Raw genomic sequence first — 26,437 nt, forward strand, 5'->3', positions numbered from 1 at the left:
TAAATCGGACGCCGCTCAGTGGCGGGCGAACAGCGGCCGCAAGCGGCCTTGCTCATGCAGTTGCTGGATGGCCTGGTTCAAGCCCGGCAGCAGGTCCCGATAGCGCGGGTGCAGCCGCAGCGCCACCGGCAGGCTGCCCAGCGACTCGCCCGGCAGGCAACGGCCGCCCTCGTCGCGCCGGCTCCAGTACTGCGCGCGGCGGCGCTCCAGCACCACGGCCTGGACCCGGCCCTGCCGCAGCTTGTCCAGCATTTCGTCCTCGTTGGCCGATCCGTCGCGCCGCAGCTTGCGGCTGGCGAACGCGCTTTCCAGCGACGGAAAGCGCTGGCCCAGCAGCGTGCCTATGGTGCCGCCCTTCAGCGAGGCCAGGGTGGCCGGCCGCTTGCCCCCGCCCGGCGGCAGGCACAGCACGAATTCCTCGTCGGCGATGGGCTGGGTGTAGAAGCCGGCCACCGGGGACAGCGCGCGCCATGACGCGTTGACGCCGACCTCGACGTCCAGCTTGCCCACCTGAAACAGCTGCTCCAGCCGCTGCGAGGGATAGTAGTCCAGTTGGAAACGGATGCCGCTTTGCCGGGCGATCAGGGCCAGCGCGTCGCGGTAGGCCAGCGTCAGGCCGTCGTCGGCGTTCGCGCGCAGCGACTCGCCGCTGTCGTTGGCCAGGCCTGCGCGCAGCGTGGTCTGGGCCAGCGCCGGCAGGCACAGCAATAGCATCAGTCCCCACCACAGCCTATTCACTCAGCCTGGCCTCCAGCGCGTCGCAGATGGTGGACAGTATCTTGATGCGCGCGAAATACTTGTTGTTGGCCTCCACCAGCGTCCACGGCACCTTGCTGGTGCTGGTGCGGTCCACCATGTCGCTGACCGCCTGGCGGTAGAGGTCCCATTTGTCGCGGTTGCGCCAATCCTCGTCGGTAATCTTGAAGCGCTTGAAGCCCGTCTCCTCCCGACCCTTGAAGCGCGCCAGCTGCTCATCCTTGCTGATCGCCAGCCAGAACTTCAGCACGATGGCGCCGTTCTCGGTCAACTGATGCTCGAAGTCGTTGATCTCGTAATAGGCGCGCATCCAGTCGGCCTCGGCGGCGAAGCCTTCCACCCTCTCCACCAGCACCCGGCCGTACCAGCTGCGGTCGAAGATGGTGATGCCGCCCTTGCCCGGCAGATGCCGCCAGAAGCGCCACAGCCAGGGCTTGGCCTTTTCCTCCTGGGTCGGCGCGGCCACCGGCACCACCCGGTAGCGCCGGGCGTCCAGCGCCTGGGTGATGCGGCGTATGCTGCCGCCCTTGCCGGCCGCGTCGTTGCCCTCGAACGCCAGCACCAGCGAGTGGTTGCCGAAGCGCGGATCGCGGGTCAGCTTGTTCAGCCGCCCCTGCAGCTGGTCCAGCTTTTTCTGGTAGCTGGCCTTGTCCAGCTTCTGCTCCAGCTCCAGCGTGTCCAGCACCAGCTTGTTGTCTATCGGCGCCAGCAGCGGCGGCGCCTCGACGCGGTCGGTGCTCAGCATCGGCTGGCCCAGACGGTTGCGTATCGCCTCCAGTATGGTGTTGGCCACCGTCAAGCTGCGGTAGTTGGCGTCCTCGCCGTCGATGACGATCCACGGCGCGTGCGCGGTATTGGTCAGCCTGAGCATGTGTTCGCCGTACTTGCGTATCTTGTCGTAGCGCTCATAGTGCTCCCAGTCGGTCTTGGTCACGCGCCAGCTGGTGGCCGGGTCCTGCTCCAGCGTTTTCAGCCTCGCCTTCTGCTTGTCGCGGCTCAGATGGAACCAGAACTTCAGCACCACCGCCCCGTCCAGCGTCAGCATGCGCTCGAAGCGCAGAATGTCGAAAATCTGCCGGTCGAAGGCGTCGCGGTCGCTGCGGTTGAATACCCGCTCGAACAAGGTATCGGAATAATAGGAGCCGAAGAACATCCCGATGCGGCCGGTGGCCGGCAGCTCGTTCCAATAGCGCCACATCCACGGCCGGGCGCGCGCCTCGTCATTGGGCTTGTCGAAGGCGACGGTGTGGATCAGCCGCGGGTCCAGCCACTCGTTGATCAAATTCATCGTTTCGCCGCGGCCCGCGCCGTCGAAACCGTGGATCAGGATCAGCACCGGAAAATCGGCTTTTTCCTTCAAGTCGTACTGCACGTCCAGCAGCGCCTCGCGCAACGCCGGCATCATCTTGCGGAAAGTGTCTTTGTCTATGCTGTGGCCGATTTCGGCGGATTCAAACATGTTTCACATCCTTGTCCACTTGCTTAGCTTAGTTGCCATCCCCGGTCGCCATCACTGCGTAGAACTACCAGGGCCTCTCTTGGTTCCAGATCCCGCCAGCAGCGCGTCCAGCGCGTCCAGCAGCGCCGCGGACGGCGCATCGGCCCACACGCCGCAGCCCGGCTCGCCCATGCCGCGCAAAAACAGGTAGCGCACGCCGCCGAAGCGGCCGTCCCAATCCGCGCCGCGCGCGGCGAAGTAGCGCCGCAGCGCCACCAGGTAAATCAGGTACTGCAGGTAATAATGCTCGCGCGCCACCGCATGGACCAGACTGTCGTCGCGATAATCGTCGTAGGCGTCGCCCAGATGGTTGGACTTGTAGTCGATCAGGTAGACGCGGCCGTCCGCTTCGCACACCAGATCGACGAAGCCTTTCAAAAAGCCCTGCACGCTGGCGAAATCCAGCGCGCCGGCGGCGCGCCGGAACGGCTCGGCCAGGCCGTGCTCCGGCTTTTGCAGCGCGGCGATCAGCGCCGCCACGTCCAATTTCTTCACCGGCAGCGTGAACTCCAGCTCGATCAGCCGCTTATGGTCGGCGACGCCGCGCAGCCGCGCGCCGGGGGCGATCTCCGCGTTCAGCGCGTCCAGGATCAACTCGCAGCCGGCGTCCAGCCACTCCTCGCCGAAGCCGTGCCGCGCCAGCGCGCGCGCCACCGCCGCGCGGATATCGTCCTCGCCGGCGCCGAAGCTGATGTTCTCGAAAATCTCGTGCAGGCAGACGCCGGCCTTGGCGCCGCGCGGGAAGCTGAAGCGATTCCGGATCGGGTCCTCCTGCGAGGCCGCCGGCGCCGACGCCGCCGCGCGGTCATAGTCCGGCGCTTCGGCCAGATGGCTGCCGGCGTCATGGGTCAGCGAAGTGAAACTGGCGATCTTCCACGGCGTGTACAACTTGCGCTCGAACGGCCGCGCGGCGTAGGCGCGGCCAGGATCGCGGCCGCCGGCCAGCGCCTGTCGCCCCTCGCCGGCCAGCCAGCGCGCCGCGTCGCCGCGCTGGTCGAGAAAGGCCCGCAGCTGCGCCTCCACCATCCCGCCGTCCAGCTCCAGCGCGTCCAGCGCCGCCAGGTCGCGCGCGCCCGGCGCGTGCAGCAGCCAGGACAGCGCGGCGGTCTTCAGCTCCCGCACCCAGCCCCAGGCGATGTACTGCCGGTATTGGGCGCGGGTCAGCGCCACGTACAGCAGGCGCAGCTTTTCGGCCAGCATCTCGCTCCGCGCCGCCTGCCGGATGCCGTCGTCGGCGGCCGCCTCCGGCGCCAGCCACGGCTCGTCGCCGTCGTGATAGCTCCAGAAGCCGGCGCCCCGCCGCTCCAGCGCGCCGTTCCACAGGAAGGGACAGAACACCACCGGGTACTGCAGGCCCTTGGAGGTGTGCACGGTGACGATCTTCACCAGCGCGGCGTCGCTCTCCAGCCGCAGCACCGCGTCCTCGCCGCGCGGCGGATCGGCGACCCGGGCGGCAAACCAGGCCAACAGCGGCGCCATGCCCTGGCGGCTCTCGCTCTCCTGCTGGATCAGCTCGGCCAGGTGGCCCAGATTGGTCAGCCGCCGCTCGCCGTCAGGCAAGGGCAGCAGCCGCTCCGCCGCGCGCTCGCGGGCGAAATAATGCCGCCAGGCGGCCATGAAGCCGCGCTCGCGCCAGCGCTGGTGGTCGCCGGCGTTCTTCAGCAATTGCCGCTCCCAGCGCGTCTCGTCCTCCAGCTCCGCCTTGATCCGCGCGGCGTCCAAGCCGGCCAGCTCGGTGGCCAGCGCGCGCCTGAGCCTGCCCTCGTTGGCCGGTTCGGCCCAGGCGTGCAGCAGCGCGAGCAGCTCGCCGGCCTCGCGGCTGGCGAACACGCTCTCCTGGGTCAGCGCCACGCTGGCCACGCCGCGCGCGCGCAGCTCGGTGCGCACCCGGTCGCCCTGGCTGTGGGTGGCCACCAGCACCGCGACGTCGCCGCCGGCCAGCGGCCGCCGCGACTCGCCCTTGACGATGGCGGCGCGGTCCTCGCCCGCCAGCGTCAGCAGCCGGGCGATCTCGTCGGCGCAGGCTTCGGCCGCGGCCTGCTCGGCCGACTCCTTGCTCAATTCTTTTTCGCCAGCCTGCATCCATTGCGCGTTGAACGGCGCGCGGTCGTCGTCCACCTCCAGCCGGCCGCCGGACGAGGGACTGGCCGCCACCGGCTGGTAGGCGATGCCGTCGAGCAGAAACGGCAGCTCGCGGCCGAACAGCGCGTTGACGGTGGCCACCAGCGGCTCGTCGGAACGGCGGTTGGTGTCCAGCGTGTACTGGCGCTCGGCGTCGTGGCGGGCCGCCAGATAGGCGAAGATGTCGGCGCCGCGGAAGCTGTAGATCGCCTGTTTCGGATCGCCGACCAGGAATACCGGCCGCGCCTCCTCGACGAAGCAGCGGCGGAAGATCCGGTACTGGGTGGGGTCGGTGTCCTGGAATTCGTCGATCAAGGCCACGGAAAAACTGTCCGCCACCTGCGCCGCCAGCAAGGGGCCGGTTTCCGGATGCGCCAGCGCCGCGCCCAGATCGGTCAGCAGATCATCGAAGCTGCGGCTGCGCTCAACGCCGCGCCGCCGCGCCAGCTCCTCGTTGGCCCAGGCGATCAGCTCCAGCTTCAGCCCGGCCAGCGAGTTGGCCACCTGGTCCATATAGACATCCCAGCCCGCGAGCCAGGCCTCCATCCGTTCGAACAAGGGGTGGGCCGGCGCATCGCAGCCCTTCTTCATGCCCTTGGCCAGCATCTCCGGCCGCAGCTTATCCAACAGCTTGCGGCTGTCGCTGTCCAGCTCGGGCAGCGCGTCGGGCAGGGCCAACCAGCCGCGCAGATTGTCGGCGATGCGCGCCATGGTGTCGGGCCGGTAGATGTTGGCCTTGAAGCCGGGATGGGCGAGGAATAGCGCCAAGCCCTCTTCCACCAGCGCCGACTCCCCGGCCAGCGCCTGCCAGCGCTCGAAAGCCAGCCGCTGCGCGGTTTCCAGCCTGACCGAGTCCGGCGCGCGCAGCTTGAGATAAGGCTTGGACAGATAGGGGCGGATCTCGGCCAGCCAGGCGTCCGGCCTCTCGCCCTGCTCCACCAGCACCTGGGCCAGCAACGGCGCGGCGACGATGCGGCGGCGCCAGAAGTCGTCGACGATCTCGGCCAGCCGCGCGGCGTCGTCCTCGACCAACTCGGCCTGGAAAGTCTGGCCGCTCTCGAAAGCGGCGTCGGTCAGCACCCGCTGGCAAAAGCCGTGGATGGTGTAGATGGCGGCGGCGTCGAAACCGTTGACCGCGGCGGTCAGCCGCTGCCGGGCCACGTCGCGCGCCGGCCCCTCGGGAAAGCGCGCGGCCAGCGCCTGCAGGAAGTCGTCGCCGTCGGCCTTGCCGTCCAGCAGCGCCAGCATCTCGGCCAGCCGCCGGCGCAGCCGCTCGCGCAGCTCGGCGGTGGCGGCCTTGGTGTAGGTGACCACCAGTATTTGCTCGATGGCCGGCGGCGGCGCGCCGTCGCGCTCCTCCAGCAGCAGCCGGGCGAACAGCGCGGCGATGGTCCAGGTCTTGCCGGTGCCGGCCGAGGCCTCAATCAGGTTGACGCCCGCCAGCGGGCAGTTCAGCGCGTCCAGCGCCTGCGGCGCGTTCATGCCTCGCCTCCCTGCAGGCGTTCGGCCAATGGCAGCAGCAGCGTCTCCGCCAACTGGACGAACAATGGATCTTCCAGCGGCGACTGGTGGCGGAAGGCCAGCGCGATCGCCGGCTCGTCCTTCTGCGCGATGCCGTCGCCGAGGATGAAATTGGGTTCCCACTTCTGCCAGGCGGCGGCCAAAGCTTTTTCGCGGTTTTCGGGCGCCTTGGCCAGCGCTTCGGCGTAAGCCCAGCTGGTGCGGCCGAAGAAGGGCAAGGGCTGGGCCTGGCCCTGCTTCCAGCGGACCAGCCACGGCGCAAGCAGGCCGGCGGCGTCGGTCTCCTCGTTAAGCAGCGTGCTGCCGGCATCGTCGTAGCAGGCGCTGTGCAGGATCACGTTCGCCGGCCGCGCCGCGCACAGGATCAGATGGCTCAGCCACAGCGCGACGCGCTGGGCGGCGTTCAGCTTGCCGACGATGAAATCCAGCCGACCCTCGGGCCGCAGGCCGTACAGCTCGCCCACCAGCGTGAAGCCCGCGATGTCCAGATGCACCGGCTGCGGCGGCAGCGTCTCCTCGCCCAGCGCGCGCGGCAAGCGGCCGGCCAGCCGGGCGCTGGCCCGGCCCTCCTCCTGCAGCCAGGCCTGGCCCAGCTCGCCGGTGGGCAGCAGGCCGGCGGCGGCCACTCTTTGCCGCACCGGAGCCGACGGCTTGCGGTGCAGCATCGCCTCCACCAGCTGGCGGCGCAACGCGTGGCTGGCGTCGCGCGCCATCGCGAACGGCTCCCGCGCCGGCTGCGCCTCGTCGCGATAGGCGACGCGCAGCGCCAGTCGGTCGCCCAGCCAGGCCCGCGCCGGGTTCTGCCAGAAGCGGATGAAATCGTGCAGATTGACCACCGTCGCCGCCGTCTCGTCCGGCAGCGGCGCGACAAAGGGCGCGGGCTCGGCCGGCGGCGCGGCCAGCGCGGCGGCGAAGGCCGGCTCGAAGCTGGCCAGCCGCGCGTCTCCGCCATCGAACGATTTGGGCGAAAACGGCTGCAGCGGATGGCGCAGCGTCAGCCGCGCCGCCATGTCCTCGCCGCACATCGCCGACAGCGTGTCCAGCAGCTCCGACACCAGCGGCGACGGCGGCAAGGGCTCGCCGCTGCGCGCCGACTGGCCGACATAAGAAAGATACAGCCGGCCGCGGGCGGACAGAATGGCCTCCAGAAACAGGTAGCGGTCGTCGAAGCGGCGCGAACGGTCTCCGCGGCGCGGATTGCGCGCCACCAGGTCGAAGCTGACCGGCCGCTCGTCGCGCGGATAGGCGCCGTCGTTCATGCCCACCAGGCACAGCGCCTGGAACGGTATCGAGCGCATCGGCACCATCGCGCAGAAGGTCACGCCGCCGGACAGAAAGCCCTGCGCCGACGACGAGGACAGCTTGCGCAGCAGCCAGTCGCGCGCCACCGCCAGGCCCACCGGCTGGCCGAAGCCGGCCAGATCGGCGTCCTCGGCCAGCTCGGCGAAGGTTTCCCGCAGCAGCTCCAGCGCCGCCTCGTCGTCGCCGTCGGTCAGGAACAGGCTGTCGCAGGCCAGGTGGAAGCGCTGCGCCCACTGCTGCGGCGCGGCCGGCGTCGACCATTCGCCGGCCAGCGCGTCCAGCGCGTCGTAGAAATCGGCGAAACGCGCCAGCGCCTCGCCCAGCTGGCCCTGGGCGGCGGTGTGCGGCAGCAGGCCGGCGAACAGGCCGGCGTCGTCCCCGGCCAGCGCCGGCGGCAGCACGGTGCCCAGCAGCAGGCGGTCCAGCCCCCAGCGCCAGGTGTAGGCGGCTTCGGCCGGCAGACCCAGCGAAGCTTTATGCGCGGCGTCCCGCCCCCAGCGGATGCCGGCGCCGCGCACCCAGTCCTGGATGAAGGCGAGGTCGGCGTCTGCCAGGTCGAAGCGCGCCAGCAACGCCGGGCAATCCAGCAGCGCCAGCACCTCGTCGGCGGCGAAGCGGGAATCGGCCAGCTTCAAGGCGGCGGCGAAAGTGGACAGCAGCGGCTGCTCGCGCTCGACGCGGCGGTCGGCGATGCTGTACGGGATGTTGGGCGCGTCGTCGCGGCGGCCGAACACCGCGTCGATGTACGGCGCGTAGGCGTTGATGTCCGGCGTCAGCACCGCCACGTCGGCCGGGCTGAGCCTGGGGTCGGCGGCGAACATCGCCAGCAGCCTGTCCTTCAACGCCTCCAGCTCGCGCATCGGGCCATGGCAGGCATGCACCTCCACCGAATCGTCGGCAGTGTCGAAAGGCCGCGGCAATTGCGACGGATCGTTGAGCTCCAGGATGTCGCGCTGCAGCCGGGCCAGCAGGCTGTCGCCCTTGGGCGCGGCGAACAGCGGCCTGGCGTCCAGTTCGGCGTCCTCGGCGATCAGCTCGAAAAAGTCGCGCCCCTGCTTGCCCAGCGACGACAGCAAGGGATGGCCCTGGGTGGCGAAAAGGTCGCCGGCCTGCCTGAGCTTCAGCATGCGCCGCGCGTCGACGATGTCGCCCCAGTAGGCTTCGCACGGGTTCAGCGTGAACAGGCAGACGTCGGTCAGTTCGGCCAGGCGCTTGACCAGCGCCAGATACATCGGCGCCAGGCTGGCGATGCCGAACAGCGTCACCCGCGGCGGCAGGTGCTCGGGTTTCAGCTCGGAGAAAAACTGGTCCAGCATCCGCACCCGGTGGCGGCCCGGATCGCTTTCTGCCAGCAGCCGCCACAACGCGGCCTGCCAGGCCTCGTCCTCGCCCAGGCCCAATAGCTCGTCGGCCTCCCAGGCGCGGATCCAGTCCGGGCGGAACACCAGGTACTGGTCGAAGATGTCGGCGATCTTGCCGGCCAGCTCGAAAGCCGCGGCCTCGCCGCCTTCCAGATAATGCAGCACCGGACCGAACGGCTCGCCCTCCAGCGTCGGCAGCAGCGCCAGCAGCCGCCAGGCCAGCACCTCGGGTACGAAGGCCGACTTCCGCGGCAGATCCGGCATCACCAGCTGCATCAACCGCCAGGCGAAGGCCGCCGGCAGCGCGAAATCGATATTGGCGGCGATGCCGGCCTTGCGCGCCACGTCCAGCGTGATCCAGCGTCCCATGCCGCGGCTTTGCACGATCACGGTCTCCGCCGCGAACGGATCGGCCAGCGGCATCGCCTGGGTCATGCCGCAGAACAGCTCGCCCAGTTGCTCGAGACGATTGGATTGATAGAGAAACAGCATGGAATGGAGTGCGCGCGCCTGGATGCGGATATGGCCGGATTGTAGCATCGCGCGGCGGCCGGCCGGGGAACCGGCGGCGATTGACGCCCATCAAGGCCCGCCCCGCTCGGATGACATTCAATACGCCGATGATGATGACATTTCGTTTTTCCGCCCCACCGCCCCTCGCCGCGCTCGCTACAAAACGTCGCCCGCGCCGTGTACCATGGCCGGCATCGGCGCGCTGCGCGCCTCAACCGTCGGACCGCCATGTACCCCTACCTGATCGTCAAGCACGCCCACATGGGCTTCGCCTATCTGTCCATCCTGCTGTTCGCCGCCCGCGGCGCGCTGGTGCTGGGCGGCCGCGGCCACTTGCTGCAGAACAAGCCGCTGCGCATTCTGCCGCACGTGATCGACACCCTGCTGCTGGCCTGTGCCATCGCGCTGGTGGCGATGGGCGGCTGGCCCATTCTGCAGAGCCCCTGGCTGCTGGCCAAGATCGCCGGCCTGATCGCCTACGTGGCCCTGGGCACCATCGCGCTGCGCGGCTCCACGCCTCGGCGGCGCGTGGCGGCCTTCATCGCCGCCTTGCTCACCGTGATCTACATCGTGCTGGTGGCCAAAACCAAACTGGTCATGCCGCTGCTCTGATCGACCCCGCCGGCTTGACTGCGCCGGCCGCGGCTTCTAGGACACAGTAGGGACGCGCGATGCAGCCCTTTATCCCGTCCCTGCCCCCGGAGCCTGCCGCCAGATGAACCGCGACCTTCCCGCCGCCTTCCGAAACCGCGGTTTTTCGCTGCTGGAGCTGTTGATCGTGCTGGCGGTGGTGGCCATCCTGGCGGGCATCGCCATCCCCTCCTACCAGAGCCATATGCAGCGCAGCCGCCGCAGCGACGCGCTGGACGCCTTGTACCAGCTGCAGCAGGCGCAAGTACGCTATCGGGGCTTTCACGCCGAATACGCCTCGCAACTGACGGACCTGAAAACACTCTACGCCAGCGGCGTCAGCGGCCAAAAGCATTACCAGCTGGAAACCGGAACCGGCAGCAAGCCCGCGTCCGACTTCTACGTCCAGGCCACGGCCAAGCCCGGCGGTGCCCAGGCCGGCGACCGCGACTGCCAGACCATCACGCTCACCCAGCGGCAGCAGACGGTCAGCCTGACGCCGCCCGCCTGCTGGGGACGATGATGCGCGGCGGCCAGCGAGGCGTCACCCTGATCGAGCTCCTGGTGGTGCTGGCCCTGGCTCTAGTGCTGCTGACCCAGGCGCTGCCGGCGCTGGGCCGCTGGATCGCCCGCCAGCAGCTGCAGGGCGCGCTGGATGACATCGACCGCGGGCTTCAACTGGCGCGCAAGAGCGCCGCCACCCGACAGAAAAAGATCTGGGTGACCTTCCGCCGCGACGGCGCCGCCTGGCTGCTGCGGGTGTCGGAGAGCGACGCAAAGGGCCCATGCGACACCGCCCGCGACTTGCTGTGCGTCGGCAGCGCCGAGCATGCCGGCATCGTGCTGGACATGGCCGATCCGCTGCCGCTGCAGCTGGTTTTCACGCCGCTGCGCGGCCTGCCGGAAACCCCCGGCGGCGCCATGATCGGCGGACTGCGGCTGCGGCTCAGCCGCTCCGGCTGCCGGCCGGCGGATCTGCAACTGCTGCCCACCGGCCTGGTCATCGTCGGCGAGGCCAGATGTCCATGAGACCGGCGCGCGGCATCAGCCTGCTGGAGCTGTTGATCAGCATGACCATCGGCCTGCTGTTGCTGCTGGTGGTGTCCGGCCTGCTGGTCAGCCTGCTGGGAGAACAAAGCCGCGAACGCCGCCAGGCGCAGCTGGGCGCGATGATGGACGCGTCGCTGTCGCTGATCGCGATGGACCTTCGCCGCGCCGGTTTCTGGAACGGCTCCGGCGCGGAGGAAGACAATCCCTACCGCGAGCTGTTCATCGAGCGAAACGGAAGCTGCCTGCTCTACGGCTACGACAATCCGGCCACACCCTCCGCCACGCCCGATCTCCGTTATTTCGCCTTCCGCCTGGAAGGGCAGCGCATCCAGCGACGCAGCAGCGACAAGGCCGGCTGGAGCTGCTCCGCCAGCGGCGGCTGGGACGACCTGAGCAAACCCGGCATCGGCGTCGTCGACAAGCTGCGCTTCAGCCCGGAAGCCGGCGGCGACGCGATCGGCATCGCCGTCGGCGCCCATGCCGCCAACGGCCCGGAGGAGGAAAGGCTGGACATCCACACCAGCGTGACGCTGCGCAATCACCCCAAGGCGGCGGCAAGATGAGCCGCCGCCACGCCGGGCTCGCCACGCTGTTCGCGGTGCTGACGTTGCTGGCGATCGCCAGCCTGGTGTTGTTGGCGGCCTCGCGCCAGCTGGTGCTGATCCACGCCAACGCGCAAAACCAGCATCGCTACCACCAGGCGCTGGACAACGCCGAGGAAGGCCTCCGCCAAGGCAGCCAGGCGCTGGAAAACGGCCAGCCTCTTCCAGCGGATGACGACCGCTTCTCGCTCGCGCAGCAGGCTATCCCTCCGGACCGCATGCGGCTGCGCAGCACCGGCAACTACGACGGCCATCGCGTCACCGTGCAGCGGGACTTCCTCCAAAGCGGGAACCAGGGCGGATCGAGCAGCGCGCTGACCCTGGTCGGCAATCTGGACCTGAGCGGCGCCATCAACCTGATCGGCGACAAACCTGTGGAAATGACGGTGGACGGTACGGTGACGCTGAGCGGCTCGGTGGACGGCATCGCCACCCTGCAAAGCACCGGCGACATCATCGTGACCGGGCCGCAAAGCATCAACACCCTGTACGCCAACGGCAATATCGAACTGGGAAACGGCCGCTACCAGACGGTGAAGGCGCTCGGCAACCTGACGCTGCGCGGCGACACCGCGATCGGCGCGCTGGCGCGGGTCAACGGCAAAGCCGCCTTCCTCAACAGCCCGGGCGTCGCGCCGGCGGTGACTCGGGCCGAGGTGAAGGGCGACGTGGACATCGCGATGGGCGGCGCCCGCTTCGGCCAACTGGATGCCGAAGGCAAGGTCGACATCCGCCAGATCGGCGCGCTGGACGCGCTGCGCGCCGAAGGCCACCTGAGCGTGCAGGGCTGGGGTGCGCCCATCGCCGCCACCGTCGCCGGCGCCGCCAGCTACAACGCGGGCAATCCAGACATCCGCGTCGCGTTCCAGCCCAGCCTGCAACTGAACCTGCAGCCATTGCCGCCGTTGGAAGTGAAACGGCCGCGCCTGGATGCCTACGACTACCGCGGCCAGGCCCACTACGTGTTCACCCATGCCGCCGACGGCGGCGTGCGGGTGACGGTGCGCAAGATCCACGGCCTGGCCGACGGCGAATACCGGCTGGGCCGGGACCCGGACAACCGGCTGCCCAACTACTTGTGCAGAACCGCCGACGTCAACGGCGTCTGCCGCGCGCCGGCGACGCTGATCTGCAAGGGGCATTCGCCGCAGAACGACTGCTTCGCCGGCAGCCGGCCCGGCCAATGGAAGCTGGACGGCGTCACCTTCGCGCCGGGCGTGCTGTGGTTCGACGGTGACCTGGAGGTTGGCAACGGCACCTACCACAACACCTTCATCGCCAGCGGCAACATCGCCACCAGCGGCCAGCACGTCAGCTACGCGGTCAATTACGCCGGCGCCGTCGGCATCTGCGCCAACGCCGACTTCCCCAGCCTCTATCCGGAAGACGATTGCCGCGGCGGCGCGTTCAAGGGGCGGCCGGTGGGCAACGCGGTGTTGCTGGCCGGCGGCTACGTCGACAAGCGCTTCCATGGCGGCGACATCACGCTGGGCTCGTCCAGCCGGGTGTTCGGCAATGTCTGGGCCGGCAACCAGCTGTTTTCCAGCGGCAGCACCACGATACACGGCTACGTCAGCGCGCTGGCCCAGGCCGGCGGCCAGGGCGCGCGGCCGCACCAATGGGGCGCCAGCACCACGATAGACCTGCGCGGACTGCCCGACTCGTTCCGGCCGGACGGCCCGCCAGACAACGGTGGCGGCCAGAACGGCGGCGGCCGCTTCAAAGCGCTGCCCTACAGCTGGATGGACACATGAAGACCCCGGCCCCGCGCGGTTTCACCTTGCTGGAAATGATGATCAGCCTCTTGGTGCTGGCCGTCGGCGCGCTGGGCCTGCTGCGGCTGGAAACCCAGCTGCTGCACAGCCAGATCGCCGCCAACGATTACAACACCGCCACCAATCTGGCCCAGGCGGCGCTGGAACAGCGGAAAACAAACCAGCCCGCCGACTGCCGCCAGAGCAATTACGCGCCGGCCGCCGCCAGCGGCACCCTGGCCCGTTTCCGCTGCCGCAGCAACGATAGCGGCCTCACCGCCCAGGTGGACGTGAACTGGACCGACAGCGAGGGCGAAAGCCTCACCCTGAGCCTGACCGCTCCGAAATAGCGCGTCTGGCGCTCCTTGACCCAAAACAAGGGCGGCCGGACGCCCATCTGCTACTGTCGCCGCATTTCCCCTACCCGTGATTATCCGATGCCAGCCAGTCAGCAACTGCCGGAACTGGTGTGCCCGGCGGGCAGTCTGCCCGCGCTCAAGGCCGCCGTCGACCATGGCGCCGACACCGTCTACTTCGGCCTGAAAAACGACACCAACGCCCGCAACTTCGCCGGCCTCAATTTCGACGAACACACCGCCCGCGTCGGCATCCGCTACGCGCATGACCGCGGCCGCCAGGTGCTGATGGCGATCAACACCTACGCCCAGGGCGGCGACATCAGCCGCTGGCGCCGGGCAGTGGATCAGGCCGCCGACCTCGGCGTCGACGCCGTGATCCTGGCCGACCTGGGCCTGCTCGACTACGCCAGCCGCCGCCATCCCGAACTGCGGCTGCATCTGTCGGTGCAGGGCTCGGCCACCAACCACGAGGCGATCCGCCTCGCCCACGAACTGTTCGGCGTGCGCCGCGCGGTGCTGCCGCGGGTGCTGACCCTGGAGCAGGTCAAGAAAGTGATCGAGCAGAGCCCGATAGAAATAGAAGTATTCGGCTTCGGCAGCCTGTGCGTGATGGTGGAGGGCCGCTGCCTGCTGTCCAGCTACGCCACCGGCGAATCGCCGAACAGCCACGGCGTCTGCTCTCCGGCCAAATACGTGCAGTGGCAGAACACGCCGTCCAGCCTGGACGCGCGCCTGTCCGGCATCCTGATCGACCAGTACGGCCTGGACCAGCCCGCCGGCTACCCGACGCTGTGCAAGGGCCGCTTCGACGTCCAGGGCGATACCTATTACGCGCTGGAGGAGCCCACCAGCCTTAATGTGCTGGCGGTGCTGCCGCAGTTGCTGGACATGGGCGTGGCCGCGATCAAGATCGAAGGCCGCCAGCGCAGCCCGGCCTACGTCGCCCAGGTGACCAGGGCGCTGCGCGAGGCGCTGGACGCAGCCGGCCGCGAGCGGCACCGCTTCATGGTGCTGCCCGCCTGGCAACAGGCGCTGAACAAGGTGGCCGAAGGGCGCCAGCAAACGCTGGGCGCCTATGACCGGCCCTGGAAGTGAGCCGCCGCATGGATACCCTCATGAATCCCATTCCCATGAAACTGTCGCTCGGCCCGGTGCTGTTCTTCTGGAGCCGCGACGACATCCTCCGCTTTTACGCCGAAGCCGCCGAATGGCCGCTGGATACCCTATACCTGGGCGAAGTGGTGTGCGGCCGCCGCCAGCAGCTGCGCAGCCAGGACTGGATTTCGCTGGCCGCCGATCTCGCCTCGACCGGCCGCGAGGTGGTGCTGTCCTGCCAGGCGCTGATCGAGAGCGAGACCGACCTCAAGCGGCTGCGCAAGATGGTCGACAACGGCCAGCTGGCGATCGAGGCCAACGACCTCGGCGCGGTGCGGCTGGCCAATGAAAAGAAGCTACCCTTCGTCGCTGGCACCCACCTGAACATCTATAACGCCGACACGCTGTCGCTGATGCGCCGCCTGGGCGCCTACCGCTGGCTGCCGCCGGTGGAAATGGGCCGCGACACGCTGGCCGCATTGCTGGCCGAAGCCGACCGCCAGCGGCTGGAAATCGACACCGAGGTATTCGCCTGGGGACGGCTGCCGCTGGCGCTGTCCTCGCGCTGCTTCACCGCCCGCCATTACAACCTGAACAAGGACGACTGCCAGTTCCGCTGCCTGGAGCATCCCGACGGACTCAGGCTGGATACCCGCGAAGGCCAGCACTTTCTCGCCATCAACGGCATCCAGACCATGTCCGACGGCTGCCACGCGCTGCTGCCGCGCCTGGAAGAGCTGCACGCCGCCGGCGCGCGCCGGGCGCGGATCAGTCCGCAGGCGCAAGGCACCGGCGCCGTAATTCAGGCCTTCCGCCAGCGGCTGGACGGATTAGCCGATGCGGACGGTCTGCTGGATGGGCTGCGCGCCCAAGCCCCGGGCGAACTCGTCGACGGCTACTGGCGCGGCCAGGCCGGCATCCAAGCGCTGGAGGAAACCCATTGATGCACGTTCCAGAATTGACTTTCCCCGCCGCCGGCGCCCGGCTGCTGTCGCGGCTGCCCTCCGCGCCGCCCAGCTGGCTGCTGGCCGCCGCCCTGAATCTGCTGAAGAAACGCGGCGTGCTGCCGGTGGACATGGCGCTGCTGGACGGCAAGCGCTTCGAGGTTCACGTCAAGGATGCCGGCTTGAGGCTGGGCGTCGCCGCCAGCGGCGATGCCTTCGTCGCCAGCCGCGGCGAGCCCGATCTGCGCCTCGCCGCCAGCGGCTGCGACTTCGCCCGCATGATGCTGCGCGAGGAAGACCCGGACACGCTGTTCTTCCAGCGCAAGCTCTCCATTGAAGGCGATACCGAGCTGGGGCTGATCATCAAGAACTTGCTGGACAGCGTGGACTGGAGCCAGACGCCGCTGGCGCGGATGATGGCGGCCTGAGCGGCCGCTTGCCCCGGCCTGCGGGATGGGCTAGCAAGAAAATAGTCCGCCACCCACGCAGGGGCACCATGAATCCCTGGCCGTTCAGCGCCCGCCGCATCCGCAAGGAACTGATCCTGATCCTGCTGCTCAATCTGGGCTGCTATCTGCTGTTCATTCATTGGGATCTGTTCGAAAAGCTGGACGTCTGGCTGCACCGGCATCCTGGCTCCCTGCTGGATGAAGCCTTGCTGCTCAGCTTCACGCTGGCGCTGTCGATGACCTGGTTCGCCATCCGCCGGCTGCGCGAAGCGCGCCAGTTGCTGAAGGCGCTGCGCCGCCAAGCAGAGCGCGACGACGTCACCGGCCTGGCCAACCGCCGGCGCGCCAATCAGGCGCTGCAGCGCGAAACCGAACGCAGCCGCCGTTCGGACCGGCGCTACTCGGTGCTGCTGATCGACCTCGACCACTTCAAGCACATCAACGATAGCCATGGCCACCTGGTCGGCGACAAGGTGCTGCTGCGCTTCGGCCAGGTGCTGCGCCAGCGGGCCCGCCAGCTGGACACCATCGCCCGCTGGGGCGGAGAGGAATTCATCATCGTCTGCCCGGAAACCGAGCAGGACGGCGCGCTGGCGCTGGCCGAAAGCATCAACCAGCTGCTGCGCGAAACCGACTTCGATCCGGCCCTCCGCGTCACCGCCAGCATAGGCGTGGCGACCCTGGCCGACGACGACACGCCCGACAGCCTGGTCCATCGCGCCGACATCTGCCTGTACGCAGCCAAGCAGGCAGGCCGGGACCAAGTCGTGGGAGAAAACCATTCCCCCGCCACGCAGCCATGAAAAAACCGGCGCCGCGGCGCCGGTTTTCTTCGCATGGGGAAAGGCTGCTCAGAGCGCGCCCACGCTCTGCTGAAAGGCGCTGCGCTTGGCCGACAGGTCCAATCCCGGCAAATCCGCCATGATGTCCGGATGGTCCGCCAGCTTCTCCACCACGTAATCGACGAAAACGCGGGTGCGCGGCGCGATATGGTCGCGGTGCGGGAAGCAGATGTAGATGGAGCGCTCCAGCGACACCATGTCGGTGAGCACCGGCTCCAGTTCGCCGCTGCGGATCAGGTGCACCACCTCGTGGCCCGGCAGTTGCGCGACGCCCATGCCCAAACGGGCCAGCTCGGCTACCGCCTCCATGTCGTTCAGCGTATAGGTGCCGTTCACCTCCAGCGGAATGCGCTCGCCCTTGCGGTCGAACTCCCACTTGAACAGGCGGCCGGAAGTCGGAAACTGGAAATTGATGCAGTCGTAGCCGCTCAGCTCCTCGGGAGCGGACGGCCGGCCGTGGCGGTCCCAATATTCAGGAGAGGCCACCACGTACAACGGCATCTGCGCCAGATTGCGTGCCACCATCCGACTGTCCGGCATCATGCCGGTGCGGACGCCGACATCGTAGCCATCCTCGATCAGATCGCTGAAATGGTCATCCAGGCCGAAAAACACCCTCACCTTGGGATAGCGTTCGCAGAACTCGCCCATGATGGGCAAGATGAAGCGGCGGCCAAAGGAATTGGGCATGCTGACGCGCAGATGGCCGGCCGGCTCGTCGCGGCTGGCTTTCAGCTGGTTGATCGCCGAATCCAGATTGTTGACCGGCCCGCGGCACTGCGCATAGAAGCGCCGGCCGTCTTCGGTGAGCGTCAATTGGCGGGTGGTGCGGTTGAATAGCCGCACTTCCAGCTCCTGCTCCAAGCGGGCAATACTCTGACTGATCGCGGCCGGCGAGACGCCGAGCTTGCGCGCGGCATCGGAAAAACTGCCGTTCTCGGCGGTGGTCATGAAGACCATTAATGCTTTCAAGGTATCCATAAGCGGGGCGATTCCTGAAGCGATCCATGCTTGTTTGCCTGATTGATTGGTCTGGCAAATAGACGGATCGTTCACAGAATTGAAGCTATTTATTAAAACAGCTTACATCAATTCTGCACGATATTAAAGAATATAGTTTAATCTCATATACTATCCACCACTTTGGCCACGCCGACTGCCTACCCTACATCCCCGATGTTCGCTGACCGCATCCACGAATGAACGCCGCCAGCTTATCAATTATTTTATGCGATCCAATTATGCGCTTTAAAGCGTTCGCTTGCCAGAATTTATTAGCTATCACTTACAATTTATGCCATCGGGGTGAATGTAAAATGCGACATTCCAACCCTTCTAGGCATCAGCCATCGTTCTCCGCGACAAGATAAGCAGAAGATTATTCTCCGCCAAAACATGCACTTGTCATCATTGATGCAAATCAATCTCACCACTTTTACAATTCAAAAAAAGTCAAATTCTTTTCCCCTGCAAGCATGTTTCTATTTGTAACGAATGGCGTTATGACAAACAAAATGATGAATTATCAGTAATTTTCCTAGGATTCATGCTCTTACAAATTTGGTATACTCAATGACGAAAAAGCAACAATTCATATGAATTCAAATCCGCAGGGTCTTACATGCAACAAGCATGTGGGGTACTATCTGCGGCACACAGAACCAAGAACAAGGAAGACCCGCTCATGGTGACTTCAAAACCCATCAATGCAAGACCGCTCCCGGCCGGACTCACCGCGTCGCAGCAATGGACATTGCTGGAGTGGATTCACATGGCCGGGCACATCGAAACCGAAGGCGAGCTCAAGGCCTTCCTGGACAACATCCTGACCCAGGCCCCCTCGGACCGCATCATTCTGGTCCTCGGCCGCCTGAACAATCAGAATCAGATCCAGCGCATGGAGAAGGTGCTGAACGTCAGCTACCCGTCGGACTGGCTAGACCAATACTCTCAGGAGAACTTCGCCCAGCACGACCCCATCATGCGCATCCATCTGGGACAGGGGCCGGTGATCTGGGAGGAGCGCTTCAGCCGCGCTAAAGGCGCGGAAGAAAAACGCTTCATCGCCGAGGCCTCCAGCAACGGCATGGCCAGCGGAATCACCTTCAGCGCGGCGTCCGATCGCAACAACGTCGGCAGCATCCTATCTCTCGGCGGCAAGGAACCCAGCCGCAACGCGGCGCTGGTGGCCATGCTCAATTGCCTGACGCCCCATCTACACCAAGCCGCAGTCCGCATCGCGAATCTGCCGCCAGCCTCTCCCAGCAATATGCCGCTGTCGCAACGGGAATACGACATCTTCCACTGGATGAGCCGCGGCAAGACCAACTGGGAAATCGCCACCATCCTCAACATCAGCGAGAGGACGGTGAAGTTTCACGTCGCTAACGTGATTCGCAAGCTCAATGCGAATAATCGTACTCATGCCATAGTGCTTGGCATGCACCTGGCGCTGACACCCCGCGATTTAGTGAACGGATAAGCTCCGTTTTCGCCTGGCCCCAATCCAGCAGACCAGTCATCGACATCACCCCGCCGTCCAGAGGGCGGGGGATGCCCACGGGCACGATGGGAAAGCCCATCATCACCAATCGCCGGTAAAACACTGGCTCCACCACGAAATACATCCAGCGCACGCCGCGTGCTTGCGACCAGAGCCATGCCCCCAGGTATAGCAGCCGGGCCGCCATGATGGACTCGCGCGCGCCTAGCGCGTCCCGATCCACCGCCAGACGGGTGATTTCCGAATACTCGCGTCCCTTGCCTATCCGCTCGCCTGGCGCCAGCAAGCGTGAGAACTCTTCTTCCAGCATGAAAGGATGGTCTCCGGTCGTCAGCCGTATCGCGCCGACGACTCTGCCCTCCCGAGACAGCATCAGATTGTCAGAAAAATCATCGTACGCGTCCCTATCGAAGCCATCCTCGCATAAGGGCACCCACTGCAACTGCTCGCGGAAAATCCTGTGTCGAAACGCCCACAACTGTTTCATTCTGGACTCGGTGTCCGCCCACTCCAGTACTAGTCCATTCTGCTGCAGCGGAAAAAATTCTTTCATTTCAACCTCCTATTATGGTTTCGTATAGGCAGGAGAAATGTAAGACCAGACCGAAATAACTGAATCTGACAAATAGGACAGGAAAATTTGATGAAATTTTGTCTAGCGAATGCGCAGAAACCACAATCAAATCCCGCCCAAATCGTCATCCCATCCATGATTTTTTGTTACATTAAGGTCTTTGCCCTCCTCTGATCATGACCGCCTTCACCAGTTGCAATCCCTCTTCCGGCGAAGTCTGCTTCACCCGTTCATCCTGGAACATGCCGGCCCTCGAGCAAAGTCTCCGACAGCTGCGAACCGCTCAACGCGGCTGGGCCGCCCAAGGAGTGGAACAACGCGCCGCGGCGCTGCTGCGCCTGGCGGACCTGCTGTCCCAGCAACGTGAAGCGCTGGCGGATCTGGTGACGCTGGAGGTGGGCAAACGCACGCCTGAGTGCCTCGCGGAAATAGACAAGTCCGCGCAACTGATTCGCTATTACGCAGCGCTGGCGCCGGAACTGCTGCAGTCGCTGAACATCCCCACCCAGGCCAGCCGCAGCGGCGTAGCCTTCGAGCCTCTGGGCCTGGTGCTCGCGGTCATGCCCTGGAACTATCCGGTATGGCAGGTGCTCCGCTTTGCAATCCCTGCGCTGATGTCGGGCAACGCCTGCCTGGTCAAGCCGGCCCCGTCGGTGCCGCAATGCAGCCAGTTGCTGCTGGACATCGTCCTGCAAGCCGGCATCCATGTCCTGGACATGGCCTGGATCGAAACCGAGCTGGTGGAAGAGGCGATCCGCCAATGCGATGCCGTCGCCTTCACCGGCTCCACCCAGACCGGACGCGTGATCGCTTCTCTGGCCGGCCGGCACCTGAAGAAAACCGTGCTGGAACTGGGCGGCAGCAATCCCTTCATCGTGCTCGCCGACGCCGACGTCCAGACGGCCGCGCGCGACGCCGCCAATTCCCGCTTCCGCGACGCCGGCCAGAGCTGCAACGCCGCCAAGCGGATGATCGTGGTGCCGGAAATCGCCGATGCCTTCGTCGATGCCTTCTGCGCCGAGGCGGCCAAGCTGCGCGCCGGCGATCCGCGCGATCCGGCCACCACCTTGTCGCCGCTGACTCGGGCCGACTTGCGCGAAGCGCTGCACGCCCAGGTGCTGGACGCCTGTCATCATGGCGCGGAGTTGAAGCTGGGCGGACAGATGCCGCACACGCCAGGCTTCTACTATCCCGCCACCGTGCTGGACCATGTCAATTCCAACTGCCGCGTCTACCACGAAGAAGTGTTCGGCCCGGTGGCCGGCATCCTGCGCGCCGCGGATGAAACCGACGCGATCCGGCTGGCCAACGACACCCCCTTCGGCCTGGGCGCCAGCCTCTACAGCGCCGACAATGACCGCGCGTGGACGCTGGCCCGCCAGATCGAGGCCGGCAGCGTATTCGTCAACCGCCACACCAGTTCCGATCTGCGGTTGCCCTTCGGCGGCGTCAAGGCCTCCGGCTATGGCCGCGAGCTGTCCGAATTCGGCCTGTACGAATTCGTCAACGTCAAAACCTACTGGCAGAAGTAGCCGGACAAAAGAAAAAGGGGCCATTGGCCCCTTTCTGTTTTCCGCAACGCGCCGCTCAATGCAGCCGCGCCACGCTTTGCGACAACGGAATGCCCGCCTCTTTCAGACAATCGGCCAGATCGCGCCAGCTCGCGTCGCGGTCGGGCGCCACGTCCGGCACCACCAGCCACGGCACGCGGGCGGCGATCTCATCGCTGCCCTTCAACCTCAGGCCCACTTCATAGCCCTGGATCTCCGGCTGGTATTCCGCCACAGCCTCCAGCTTATCGATGCCGCCCTGGCTAGTCGCCAGCAAGGCCACCGATATGCCCAGCCGCTTGCGGTTCCAGGCGCGCATGCCGCTGGATAGCGCCTCCCACCACGGCAGCGGCGCGAACAGCTCGGCCTCGCCGTATTCCATCTCGGCGGCGACCGCCTGCTGAACCAGCGGCATCGATGCGTCCAGCGCGCGGCGCGCCAGGCGGCGCGCGCGTTCCGGCGGCAAGGCGCCGCGTTCCACCAGAAAGGGAATCCAGCTCATCACCAGCTGCGGCTCAGCCGTCTTGCGCGCCGCGTCGAAGGTGGCGCGCGACGATTCGGGATCCAGCGGCGCGAAGTCGCAGCCGGCGTCCATCACCGGCGCCAGCTGCACCAGATCCTGGCAGGCGCGCTCATTCAGCATGTCCACGGTGAACAGCGTCGGCGAAATCCACAGGATGGATTTTTCCGGCACCTCCAGCGCATCGGCCAGCGCCACCTCCAGCGACTCCAGCCGCGGGAAGTGCCACCAGACGCCGCCCTGGCTGCGGGAAAACGCGAACGGCAGCGCCCACAGCTCGAACGACATCACATTGCCATCCTTGCGCATCACCTCGGGGAAGGCCACCGCGTCGCGCGCGCTGTTCACCAGCAGCTGGCGCGCAGCCGGCTCCGACACCAATGACAGCTGCGCCTCGGTGAACACCGCCTGGTCGCCGGCCAACAACGCCATTTGCACCGCGGCCGCCAGTTGCGCGCCCTCCATCGGCTTGCCCACCGCCTGGCGCGCCTGCTCCGCCAGCTTGCCGACCGCCTGCTGGCGCTCCGTCGGCGGCAGCGGCTTGGTCGGCCCGGTGCGCATTTCTCGCGGCTCCGGACCGGCCGCGTCGCGATCGGCATAAGCCTTGTGCAAACGCTGGTAGACGCGCATCGCCTCGTCGCAGATATCCTGCAGCTCGCCGACGCTGGGCTCGATCTCGTCGTAGAAATTGAAGTCGAACAGCCTTAAACGCAGGTTGCAGACATAGACGGTGAGGCTCTCCTCCTCGTCGTACAGCATCGCGCTCACCAGGCCATCGCGTTCGCGACCGGGAAAGTCGGTATCGTCATTGCCCACCAGGCGGCAGACAAAGGCGGGGGATTCGGTATGCACCAGGTATTCGGCGCCCTCCAGGCCCTGCTCATCGACGGCGTCGCCGAAGATGAAGCGGTTGGGCAGGTAGGGTTCGCCCCGAATACGGGCATTGCGCGGCAGGGATTTCATCAGGCGACACTATCTACGTTTACAAGCATCTATTGTAGCGCCGCCATCCTCCGGCTTGAAGCCTGCCGCGCAATTTACACCCGCGCCGCAACAATCCTCGCCAAACTGGCGCGCTGCCGGCCCTCGGCGTCGAAATTGCCCTCATCCAGCCAGGCCTCAAACGCAGCCCGGCGCGCCGGCCATTCATGGTCCAGGATGGAAAACCAGGCCGTGTCCCGGTTGCGCCCCTTGTTGACGCGGGCCTGGCGGAACAGGCCTTCGAAGCTGAAGCCCAAGCGCAAGGCGGCCTGCACCGACGGCGCGTTCTGCGCGTCGCATTTCCATTCGTAACGGCGATAACCGAGATCAAACGCGTTGCGCATCATCAGATACATCGCCTCGGTGGCCAGCCGGCTGCGCTGCAGGCGAGGAGAAAAATTGAGGAAGCCCACCTCGATGCTGCCGTCAGCCGGCGCGATGCGCAGATAGCTGCACAGGCCGATCGCCGCGCCATCGCGCGCGTCGACGATCGCGTAGAACTGCGGGTCGTCGAGCGCCGCATTCGCCACAACCCACTGCCGCCAGTCTTCCAAACTGGGAAACGGACCATGGCTGAGATAGGTCCAGTTCGCGCCGCCCGGCATCCGATGCAGCTCGTCGAACAGCTGCGCGCCATGGCGCTCCAGGCTCAACGGCTCCACCCGGCAATAGCGCCCGGCCAACAGGCTGCGCGGCGGATGCCGCGCTCCCTGCCACTCAACCGGCATGCCTACCATCTGGCCATTCGCGTTCGCTTCCGCCGGCTGCGCCAGCGCATCCCAATCAGCACGCATCGCACACCTCCTTGCCGCAACCCGCATCGCGGGTGGTGGCGTAGCCGTCGCGCTTCCACCAATCCAGACCGCCCTGCAGCTCCTTCACCTTGAATCCCAGCTGCGTCAGTTTCAGCGCGCCCTTGGTCGAACCGTTGCAACCGATGCCGTCGCAGAACGCCACCAGCGTGACATCCCGCGGCAGGTCGGCGGTGCTCTCCACCGTCATCAGCCGGTGCGGGCGGCTGAGCGCGCCAGGGATGGTTTCATGGCCGAATGCTTCGGCGCTTCGGGTATCGATCAGAAGCAGCGAGCCACCGCCTTCTGCCAGCGCTTGCGCCACATCGGCGGCATCGATCTCGTAAGCCAGCTTGGCTTCGTAAAACTCCTGTTGGCTGATCATGGAGCCTGTCCTTCTGCATGCATGGAATACTGTTATGCTAAGTTCAAAGTCATCACACGAATAGCTCCACTTCAACCAATTCAATGGAACCACTTTGAGCGACGATTGGTTAGTCGACTATCTGCAGTCCCGGCTGACGCGCAATGGCTCGGAGCATTTGTCCCGTCAGCTTTATCGCCAGCTGCGCGAATTGATACGCTTGCGCCGGCTGGCCGGCGGCAGCGCGCTGCCCGCCAGCCGCGCGCTGGCGCAGACGCTGCGGCTGGGCCGCAATACCGTGCTTTCGGCTTATGATCAGCTGGCAGCCGAGGGCTATCTGGAAAGCCGCCACGGCTCGGGCACCTATGTCTGCGACGCCTTCGGCGATGCAGCGCCCCAACTCTCCCGCGCCGATACGCTCCCGCGCCAGCTTTCCCTCCGCGGCCAAGGTCTGGCCAATGCCAGCCGATTGCCAGCCCGCAAGCTCGGCGCCTTCGTGCCGGGCCAGCCTGAACTGGAGCTCTTCCCCCACAAGCAATGGCAACAATGCTTGAGCCGGCGGCAACGGAGCGCGCCGCTGGCATGGCTGCACTATCAGCATCAAGGCGGATTGCCCGAGTTGCGCGCCATACTCAGCCAATACCTGCATTTGACGCGATCGGTCCGCTGCCAGCCGGAACAGGTCGTCATCGTTCCCGGCGCCCAAAGCGCGCTGACCTTGCTGGCCCAACTGCTGGCCGAGCCCGGAGACACCGCCTGGATAGAAGAGCCTGGCTATACCGGAGCGCAGGCCGCCATGCTGGCCGCCGGCCTGCGCTGCCAGGCCATCCGCGTTGATTCGCAAGGGCTGTTGCCGGATCCGGCAGCCGATCCGCCGCGCCTCATCTATGCCACGCCCGCCCATCAATACCCGACCGGCGCGGTGATGAGCCTGCCGCGGCGGCTGGAGCTTCTGGCGCAAGCCCGCCGCCACGATAGCTGGATCGTGGAAGATGATTACGACGGCGAATTCTGTTATGCCTCGGCGCCGCTGGCCGCGCTGCAAAGCCTGGATCAGGATGGCCGCGTGATCTATGTCGGCACCTTCAGCAAAGTGATGTTTCCCGGCCTGAAGCTGGCCTACCTAGTGCTGCCGGCCGAACTGGTCGATCCCTACCGCCGCTGCCAGGCCAGGCTGCAAGGCGAGGGCAGCTACCTCCAGCAGGCCGCTGTGGCAGACTTCATCGAACAGGGCCACTTCGCTCGCCATATCCGGCATATGCGCGAGCTGTACCAGCGACGCCAGCAATTGCTGCGACACGCGATGGAACAGCGTCTCGGCTCGGCCCTTCCCCTTCATGGCGGCGATGCCGGCATGCATCTGCTGGCGGAGCTGCCGGATGGCTTCGATGAGTGGGAGCTGCAAGCGGCGGCGGCGGAGCGCCAACTGTGGCTGCGCCCGCTGGCCCGCCATTTTCTGGATACGCCCTACCGCAACGGACTGGTATTGGGTTATGCCGGCATCGCCGACCACGCGATGCGCCCGGCCGTGCAACAATTGGCGGACTTGCTGGAAACGAGACTCAAATGACAAAACCGCCACTGCTGGTCAGCGCCTGTCTGCTGGGACAGCCCGTGCGCTACGATGGCCAATCCAAACCGCTGTCCAATCCGCGCTGGGCAACCTTGAGACAACGCTTCGACCTGATCCCCGTCTGTCCGGAATGCCTGGGCGGCTTGCCTACGCCCCGGCCCGCCGCCGAAATTGTCGGCGGAGACGGCCGCAGTGCATTGGACGGCGCGGCCCGCATTCGAACCGCGGCCGGTGATGACGTCAGCGCCGCCTTCATCGCCGGCGCGGAACGCGCCCTGGATGCGGCCTTGCAACAGGGTTGCACTCAGGCGCTGCTCAAAGCCAACAGCCCCTCCTGCGGCAACCGTCGGATTTACGATGGCAGTTTTTCATCCACCTTGCGCGATGGGCAGGGCGTAGCCGCCAGCCTGCTGGAGCGAAATGGCATCGTCGTCTGGAATGAAGAAGAAATCCACAGGCTGCTGGACTCCGAACCGTCGCAGTCATAAGAGTGGACCAGTCTGTAAATCACTCAGGGCTGCCGCCAAGTAAAAAAACCCCGCCAGAAGACTGGCGGGGTTTTTCATGGGGGCGGACTCAGCGCGGGTCGCGCAAAGCAAAAACCCCAGCTCGTCTGAGCTGGGGTTCTGCATTCGTGTGCGAATCTTCGATTCGCTCAACAATGGGGCGTCTGGCGGTGTCCTACTTTCACATGGCGAATGCCACACTATCATCGGCGCTAAGGCGTTTCACGGTCCTGTTCGGGATGGGAAGGCGTGGGACCACCTCGCTAAGGCCACCAGAC

The 26,437-nt window shown here is 66.3% G+C and carries 23 protein-coding genes and 1 rRNA gene; 14 read left to right on the plus strand and 10 right to left on the minus strand.

The genetic code is table 11. The features are described from left to right. Window positions 1-15 precede the first annotated feature (15 nt). From ACX17K_RS20975 to recC, 4 genes are read right to left on the minus strand one after another with little or no spacing between them, the layout of a single operon-like run. Window positions 16-738 carry a substrate-binding periplasmic protein gene (locus tag ACX17K_RS20975; protein ID WP_493776283.1) on the minus strand — a complete coding sequence of 241 codons (723 nt, stop codon included), beginning with the start codon at window positions 736-738 and terminating at the stop codon, window positions 16-18. Next, the gene (pap, locus tag ACX17K_RS20980; RefSeq protein WP_347370086.1) at window positions 731-2,215 is read right to left on the minus strand and encodes a polyphosphate:AMP phosphotransferase; all 1,485 of its coding nucleotides are present in this window, start codon (window positions 2,213-2,215) and stop codon (window positions 731-733) included. Before pap ends, ACX17K_RS20975 begins: the two co-directional genes overlap by 8 nt. A gap of 51 nt (window positions 2,216-2,266) precedes the next feature. Then, window positions 2,267-5,857, minus strand: a complete 3,591-nt coding sequence (recB, locus tag ACX17K_RS20985) for an exodeoxyribonuclease V subunit beta (RefSeq protein WP_493776284.1) — start codon at window positions 5,855-5,857, stop codon at window positions 2,267-2,269. Next, on the minus strand, window positions 5,854-9,051 hold the full coding sequence (gene recC, locus ACX17K_RS20990) for an exodeoxyribonuclease V subunit gamma (protein ID WP_493776285.1): 3,198 nt from the start codon (window positions 9,049-9,051) through the stop codon (window positions 5,854-5,856). Before recC ends, recB begins: the two co-directional genes overlap by 4 nt. Window positions 9,052-9,300: 249 nt before the next feature. Between recC and ACX17K_RS20995 the strand changes: the two genes are divergently transcribed. The 10 genes from ACX17K_RS20995 to ACX17K_RS21040 all read left to right on the plus strand — a co-directional run bounded on the left by ACX17K_RS20995 (window position 9,301) and on the right by ACX17K_RS21040 (window position 16,758). Then, the gene (locus tag ACX17K_RS20995) at window positions 9,301-9,684 is read left to right on the plus strand and encodes a SirB2 family protein (protein ID WP_493776286.1); all 384 of its coding nucleotides are present in this window, start codon (window positions 9,301-9,303) and stop codon (window positions 9,682-9,684) included. A 103-nt stretch (window positions 9,685-9,787) separates the two neighbouring features. Next, window positions 9,788-10,225: a type IV pilin protein gene (locus ACX17K_RS21000; RefSeq protein ID WP_493776287.1), complete on the plus strand. Its 438-nt coding sequence runs from the start codon at window positions 9,788-9,790 to the stop codon at window positions 10,223-10,225. Continuing rightward, window positions 10,225-10,731, plus strand: coding sequence for a GspH/FimT family pseudopilin (locus ACX17K_RS21005; RefSeq protein ID WP_493776288.1), 507 nt, complete (start codon window positions 10,225-10,227; stop codon window positions 10,729-10,731). The genes ACX17K_RS21000 and ACX17K_RS21005 overlap by 1 nt, the downstream gene beginning before the upstream one ends. Then, complete coding sequence (locus tag ACX17K_RS21010) at window positions 10,722-11,315, plus strand: PulJ/GspJ family protein (RefSeq protein ID WP_493776289.1); 594 nt, start codon at window positions 10,722-10,724, stop codon at window positions 11,313-11,315. Before ACX17K_RS21005 ends, ACX17K_RS21010 begins: the two co-directional genes overlap by 10 nt. After that, complete coding sequence (locus tag ACX17K_RS21015; protein WP_493776290.1) at window positions 11,312-13,108, plus strand: DUF4097 family beta strand repeat-containing protein; 1,797 nt, start codon at window positions 11,312-11,314, stop codon at window positions 13,106-13,108. Before ACX17K_RS21010 ends, ACX17K_RS21015 begins: the two co-directional genes overlap by 4 nt. Further along, window positions 13,105-13,458: a type IV pilus modification PilV family protein gene (locus ACX17K_RS21020; RefSeq protein ID WP_493776291.1), complete on the plus strand. Its 354-nt coding sequence runs from the start codon at window positions 13,105-13,107 to the stop codon at window positions 13,456-13,458. Before ACX17K_RS21015 ends, ACX17K_RS21020 begins: the two co-directional genes overlap by 4 nt. A gap of 87 nt (window positions 13,459-13,545) precedes the next feature. Then, a complete protein-coding gene (gene ubiU / locus ACX17K_RS21025; protein WP_221666959.1) occupies window positions 13,546-14,562 on the plus strand; it encodes a ubiquinone anaerobic biosynthesis protein UbiU in 1,017 nt (338 codons plus the stop codon). Between the two features lie 20 nt (window positions 14,563-14,582). Beyond that, complete coding sequence (locus ACX17K_RS21030) at window positions 14,583-15,506, plus strand: U32 family peptidase (protein ID WP_493776292.1); 924 nt, start codon at window positions 14,583-14,585, stop codon at window positions 15,504-15,506. Further along, complete coding sequence (gene ubiT / locus ACX17K_RS21035) at window positions 15,506-15,934, plus strand: ubiquinone anaerobic biosynthesis accessory factor UbiT (protein ID WP_493776293.1); 429 nt, start codon at window positions 15,506-15,508, stop codon at window positions 15,932-15,934. Before ACX17K_RS21030 ends, ubiT begins: the two co-directional genes overlap by 1 nt. A 68-nt stretch (window positions 15,935-16,002) precedes the next feature. Then, a complete protein-coding gene (locus ACX17K_RS21040; protein WP_493776294.1) occupies window positions 16,003-16,758 on the plus strand; it encodes a GGDEF domain-containing protein in 756 nt (251 codons plus the stop codon). Window positions 16,759-16,806: 48 nt separating this feature from the next. Here ACX17K_RS21040 and ACX17K_RS21045 read toward each other — a convergent pair whose 3' ends face one another. Then, complete coding sequence (locus ACX17K_RS21045) at window positions 16,807-17,778, minus strand: LysR family transcriptional regulator (RefSeq protein ID WP_493776295.1); 972 nt, start codon at window positions 17,776-17,778, stop codon at window positions 16,807-16,809. 703 nt (window positions 17,779-18,481) lie between these two features. Here ACX17K_RS21045 and ACX17K_RS21050 point away from each other — a divergent pair. Continuing rightward, window positions 18,482-19,279 carry a LuxR family transcriptional regulator gene (locus ACX17K_RS21050; RefSeq protein ID WP_493776296.1) on the plus strand — a complete coding sequence of 266 codons (798 nt, stop codon included), beginning with the start codon at window positions 18,482-18,484 and terminating at the stop codon, window positions 19,277-19,279. Here ACX17K_RS21050 and ACX17K_RS21055 read toward each other — a convergent pair. Continuing rightward, complete coding sequence (locus tag ACX17K_RS21055; protein ID WP_493776297.1) at window positions 19,200-19,853, minus strand: acyl-homoserine-lactone synthase; 654 nt, start codon at window positions 19,851-19,853, stop codon at window positions 19,200-19,202. The genes ACX17K_RS21050 and ACX17K_RS21055 overlap by 80 nt on opposite strands. A 197-nt stretch (window positions 19,854-20,050) precedes the next feature. Between ACX17K_RS21055 and ACX17K_RS21060 the strand changes: the two genes are divergently transcribed. Then, window positions 20,051-21,406 (plus strand): aldehyde dehydrogenase family protein, encoded by a 1,356-nt coding sequence (locus ACX17K_RS21060; RefSeq protein WP_493776298.1) that lies wholly within the window; start codon window positions 20,051-20,053, stop codon window positions 21,404-21,406. Window positions 21,407-21,461: 55 nt separating this feature from the next. On the opposite strand, the gene ACX17K_RS21065 is transcribed toward ACX17K_RS21060, so the two are convergent. The 3 genes from ACX17K_RS21065 to ACX17K_RS21075 form a co-directional block, all read right to left on the minus strand. Further along, complete coding sequence (locus ACX17K_RS21065) at window positions 21,462-22,907, minus strand: hypothetical protein (protein WP_493776299.1); 1,446 nt, start codon at window positions 22,905-22,907, stop codon at window positions 21,462-21,464. Window positions 22,908-22,981: 74 nt separating this feature from the next. Continuing rightward, a complete protein-coding gene (locus tag ACX17K_RS21070; protein ID WP_493776300.1) occupies window positions 22,982-23,719 on the minus strand; it encodes a GNAT family N-acetyltransferase in 738 nt (245 codons plus the stop codon). After that, on the minus strand, window positions 23,709-24,101 hold the full coding sequence (locus tag ACX17K_RS21075; protein ID WP_493776301.1) for a rhodanese-like domain-containing protein: 393 nt from the start codon (window positions 24,099-24,101) through the stop codon (window positions 23,709-23,711). Before ACX17K_RS21075 ends, ACX17K_RS21070 begins: the two co-directional genes overlap by 11 nt. A gap of 94 nt (window positions 24,102-24,195) precedes the next feature. On the opposite strand from ACX17K_RS21075, the gene pdxR reads away from it, so the two are divergent. Together pdxR and ACX17K_RS21085 are read left to right on the plus strand one after the other, a co-directional pair. Further along, window positions 24,196-25,650: a MocR-like pyridoxine biosynthesis transcription factor PdxR gene (gene pdxR / locus ACX17K_RS21080; RefSeq protein ID WP_493776302.1), complete on the plus strand. Its 1,455-nt coding sequence runs from the start codon at window positions 24,196-24,198 to the stop codon at window positions 25,648-25,650. After that, window positions 25,647-26,141 (plus strand): 2-thiouracil desulfurase family protein, encoded by a 495-nt coding sequence (locus ACX17K_RS21085; protein WP_493776303.1) that lies wholly within the window; start codon window positions 25,647-25,649, stop codon window positions 26,139-26,141. The genes pdxR and ACX17K_RS21085 overlap by 4 nt, the downstream gene beginning before the upstream one ends. Window positions 26,142-26,321: 180 nt before the next feature. On the opposite strand, the gene rrf is transcribed toward ACX17K_RS21085, so the two are convergent. Then, window positions 26,322-26,436 (minus strand): 5S ribosomal RNA (gene rrf, locus ACX17K_RS21090). Window position 26,437 lies beyond the last annotated feature (1 nt).

It is taken from the genome of Chromobacterium sp. INPA-IVC, from assembly GCF_059047085.1.

Bases quoted from the DNA above. Each gene is read 5' to 3' on its own strand.
- ACX17K_RS21020 (WP_493776291.1), top strand. From the start codon at position 13,105: ATGAAGACCCCGGCCCCGCGCGGTTTCACCTTGCTGGAAATGATGATC.
- ACX17K_RS21010 (WP_493776289.1), top strand. From the start codon at position 10,722: ATGTCCATGAGACCGGCGCGCGGCATCAGCCTGCTGGAGCTGTTGATC.
- ACX17K_RS21055 (WP_493776297.1), bottom strand. From the start codon at position 19,853: ATGAAAGAATTTTTTCCGCTGCAGCAGAATGGACTAGTACTGGAGTGG.
- recB (WP_493776284.1), bottom strand. From the start codon at position 5,857: ATGAACGCGCCGCAGGCGCTGGACGCGCTGAACTGCCCGCTGGCGGGC.
- ACX17K_RS21045 (WP_493776295.1), bottom strand. From the start codon at position 17,778: ATGGATACCTTGAAAGCATTAATGGTCTTCATGACCACCGCCGAGAAC.
- ACX17K_RS21015 (WP_493776290.1), top strand. From the start codon at position 11,312: ATGAGCCGCCGCCACGCCGGGCTCGCCACGCTGTTCGCGGTGCTGACG.
- ACX17K_RS21085 (WP_493776303.1), top strand. From the start codon at position 25,647: ATGACAAAACCGCCACTGCTGGTCAGCGCCTGTCTGCTGGGACAGCCC.
- ACX17K_RS21050 (WP_493776296.1), top strand. From the start codon at position 18,482: ATGGTGACTTCAAAACCCATCAATGCAAGACCGCTCCCGGCCGGACTC.
- ACX17K_RS21030 (WP_493776292.1), top strand. From the start codon at position 14,583: ATGAATCCCATTCCCATGAAACTGTCGCTCGGCCCGGTGCTGTTCTTC.
- ACX17K_RS21060 (WP_493776298.1), top strand. From the start codon at position 20,051: ATGACCGCCTTCACCAGTTGCAATCCCTCTTCCGGCGAAGTCTGCTTC.
- ACX17K_RS21005 (WP_493776288.1), top strand. From the start codon at position 10,225: ATGCGCGGCGGCCAGCGAGGCGTCACCCTGATCGAGCTCCTGGTGGTG.
- ubiT (WP_493776293.1), top strand. From the start codon at position 15,506: ATGCACGTTCCAGAATTGACTTTCCCCGCCGCCGGCGCCCGGCTGCTG.
- recC (WP_493776285.1), bottom strand. From the start codon at position 9,051: ATGCTGTTTCTCTATCAATCCAATCGTCTCGAGCAACTGGGCGAGCTG.
- ubiU (WP_221666959.1), top strand. From the start codon at position 13,546: ATGCCAGCCAGTCAGCAACTGCCGGAACTGGTGTGCCCGGCGGGCAGT.
- ACX17K_RS21065 (WP_493776299.1), bottom strand. From the start codon at position 22,907: ATGAAATCCCTGCCGCGCAATGCCCGTATTCGGGGCGAACCCTACCTG.
- ACX17K_RS21040 (WP_493776294.1), top strand. From the start codon at position 16,003: ATGAATCCCTGGCCGTTCAGCGCCCGCCGCATCCGCAAGGAACTGATC.
- ACX17K_RS21070 (WP_493776300.1), bottom strand. From the start codon at position 23,719: ATGCGTGCTGATTGGGATGCGCTGGCGCAGCCGGCGGAAGCGAACGCG.
- ACX17K_RS20995 (WP_493776286.1), top strand. From the start codon at position 9,301: ATGTACCCCTACCTGATCGTCAAGCACGCCCACATGGGCTTCGCCTAT.
- ACX17K_RS21000 (WP_493776287.1), top strand. From the start codon at position 9,788: ATGAACCGCGACCTTCCCGCCGCCTTCCGAAACCGCGGTTTTTCGCTG.
- pap (WP_347370086.1), bottom strand. From the start codon at position 2,215: ATGTTTGAATCCGCCGAAATCGGCCACAGCATAGACAAAGACACTTTC.
- ACX17K_RS21075 (WP_493776301.1), bottom strand. From the start codon at position 24,101: ATGATCAGCCAACAGGAGTTTTACGAAGCCAAGCTGGCTTACGAGATC.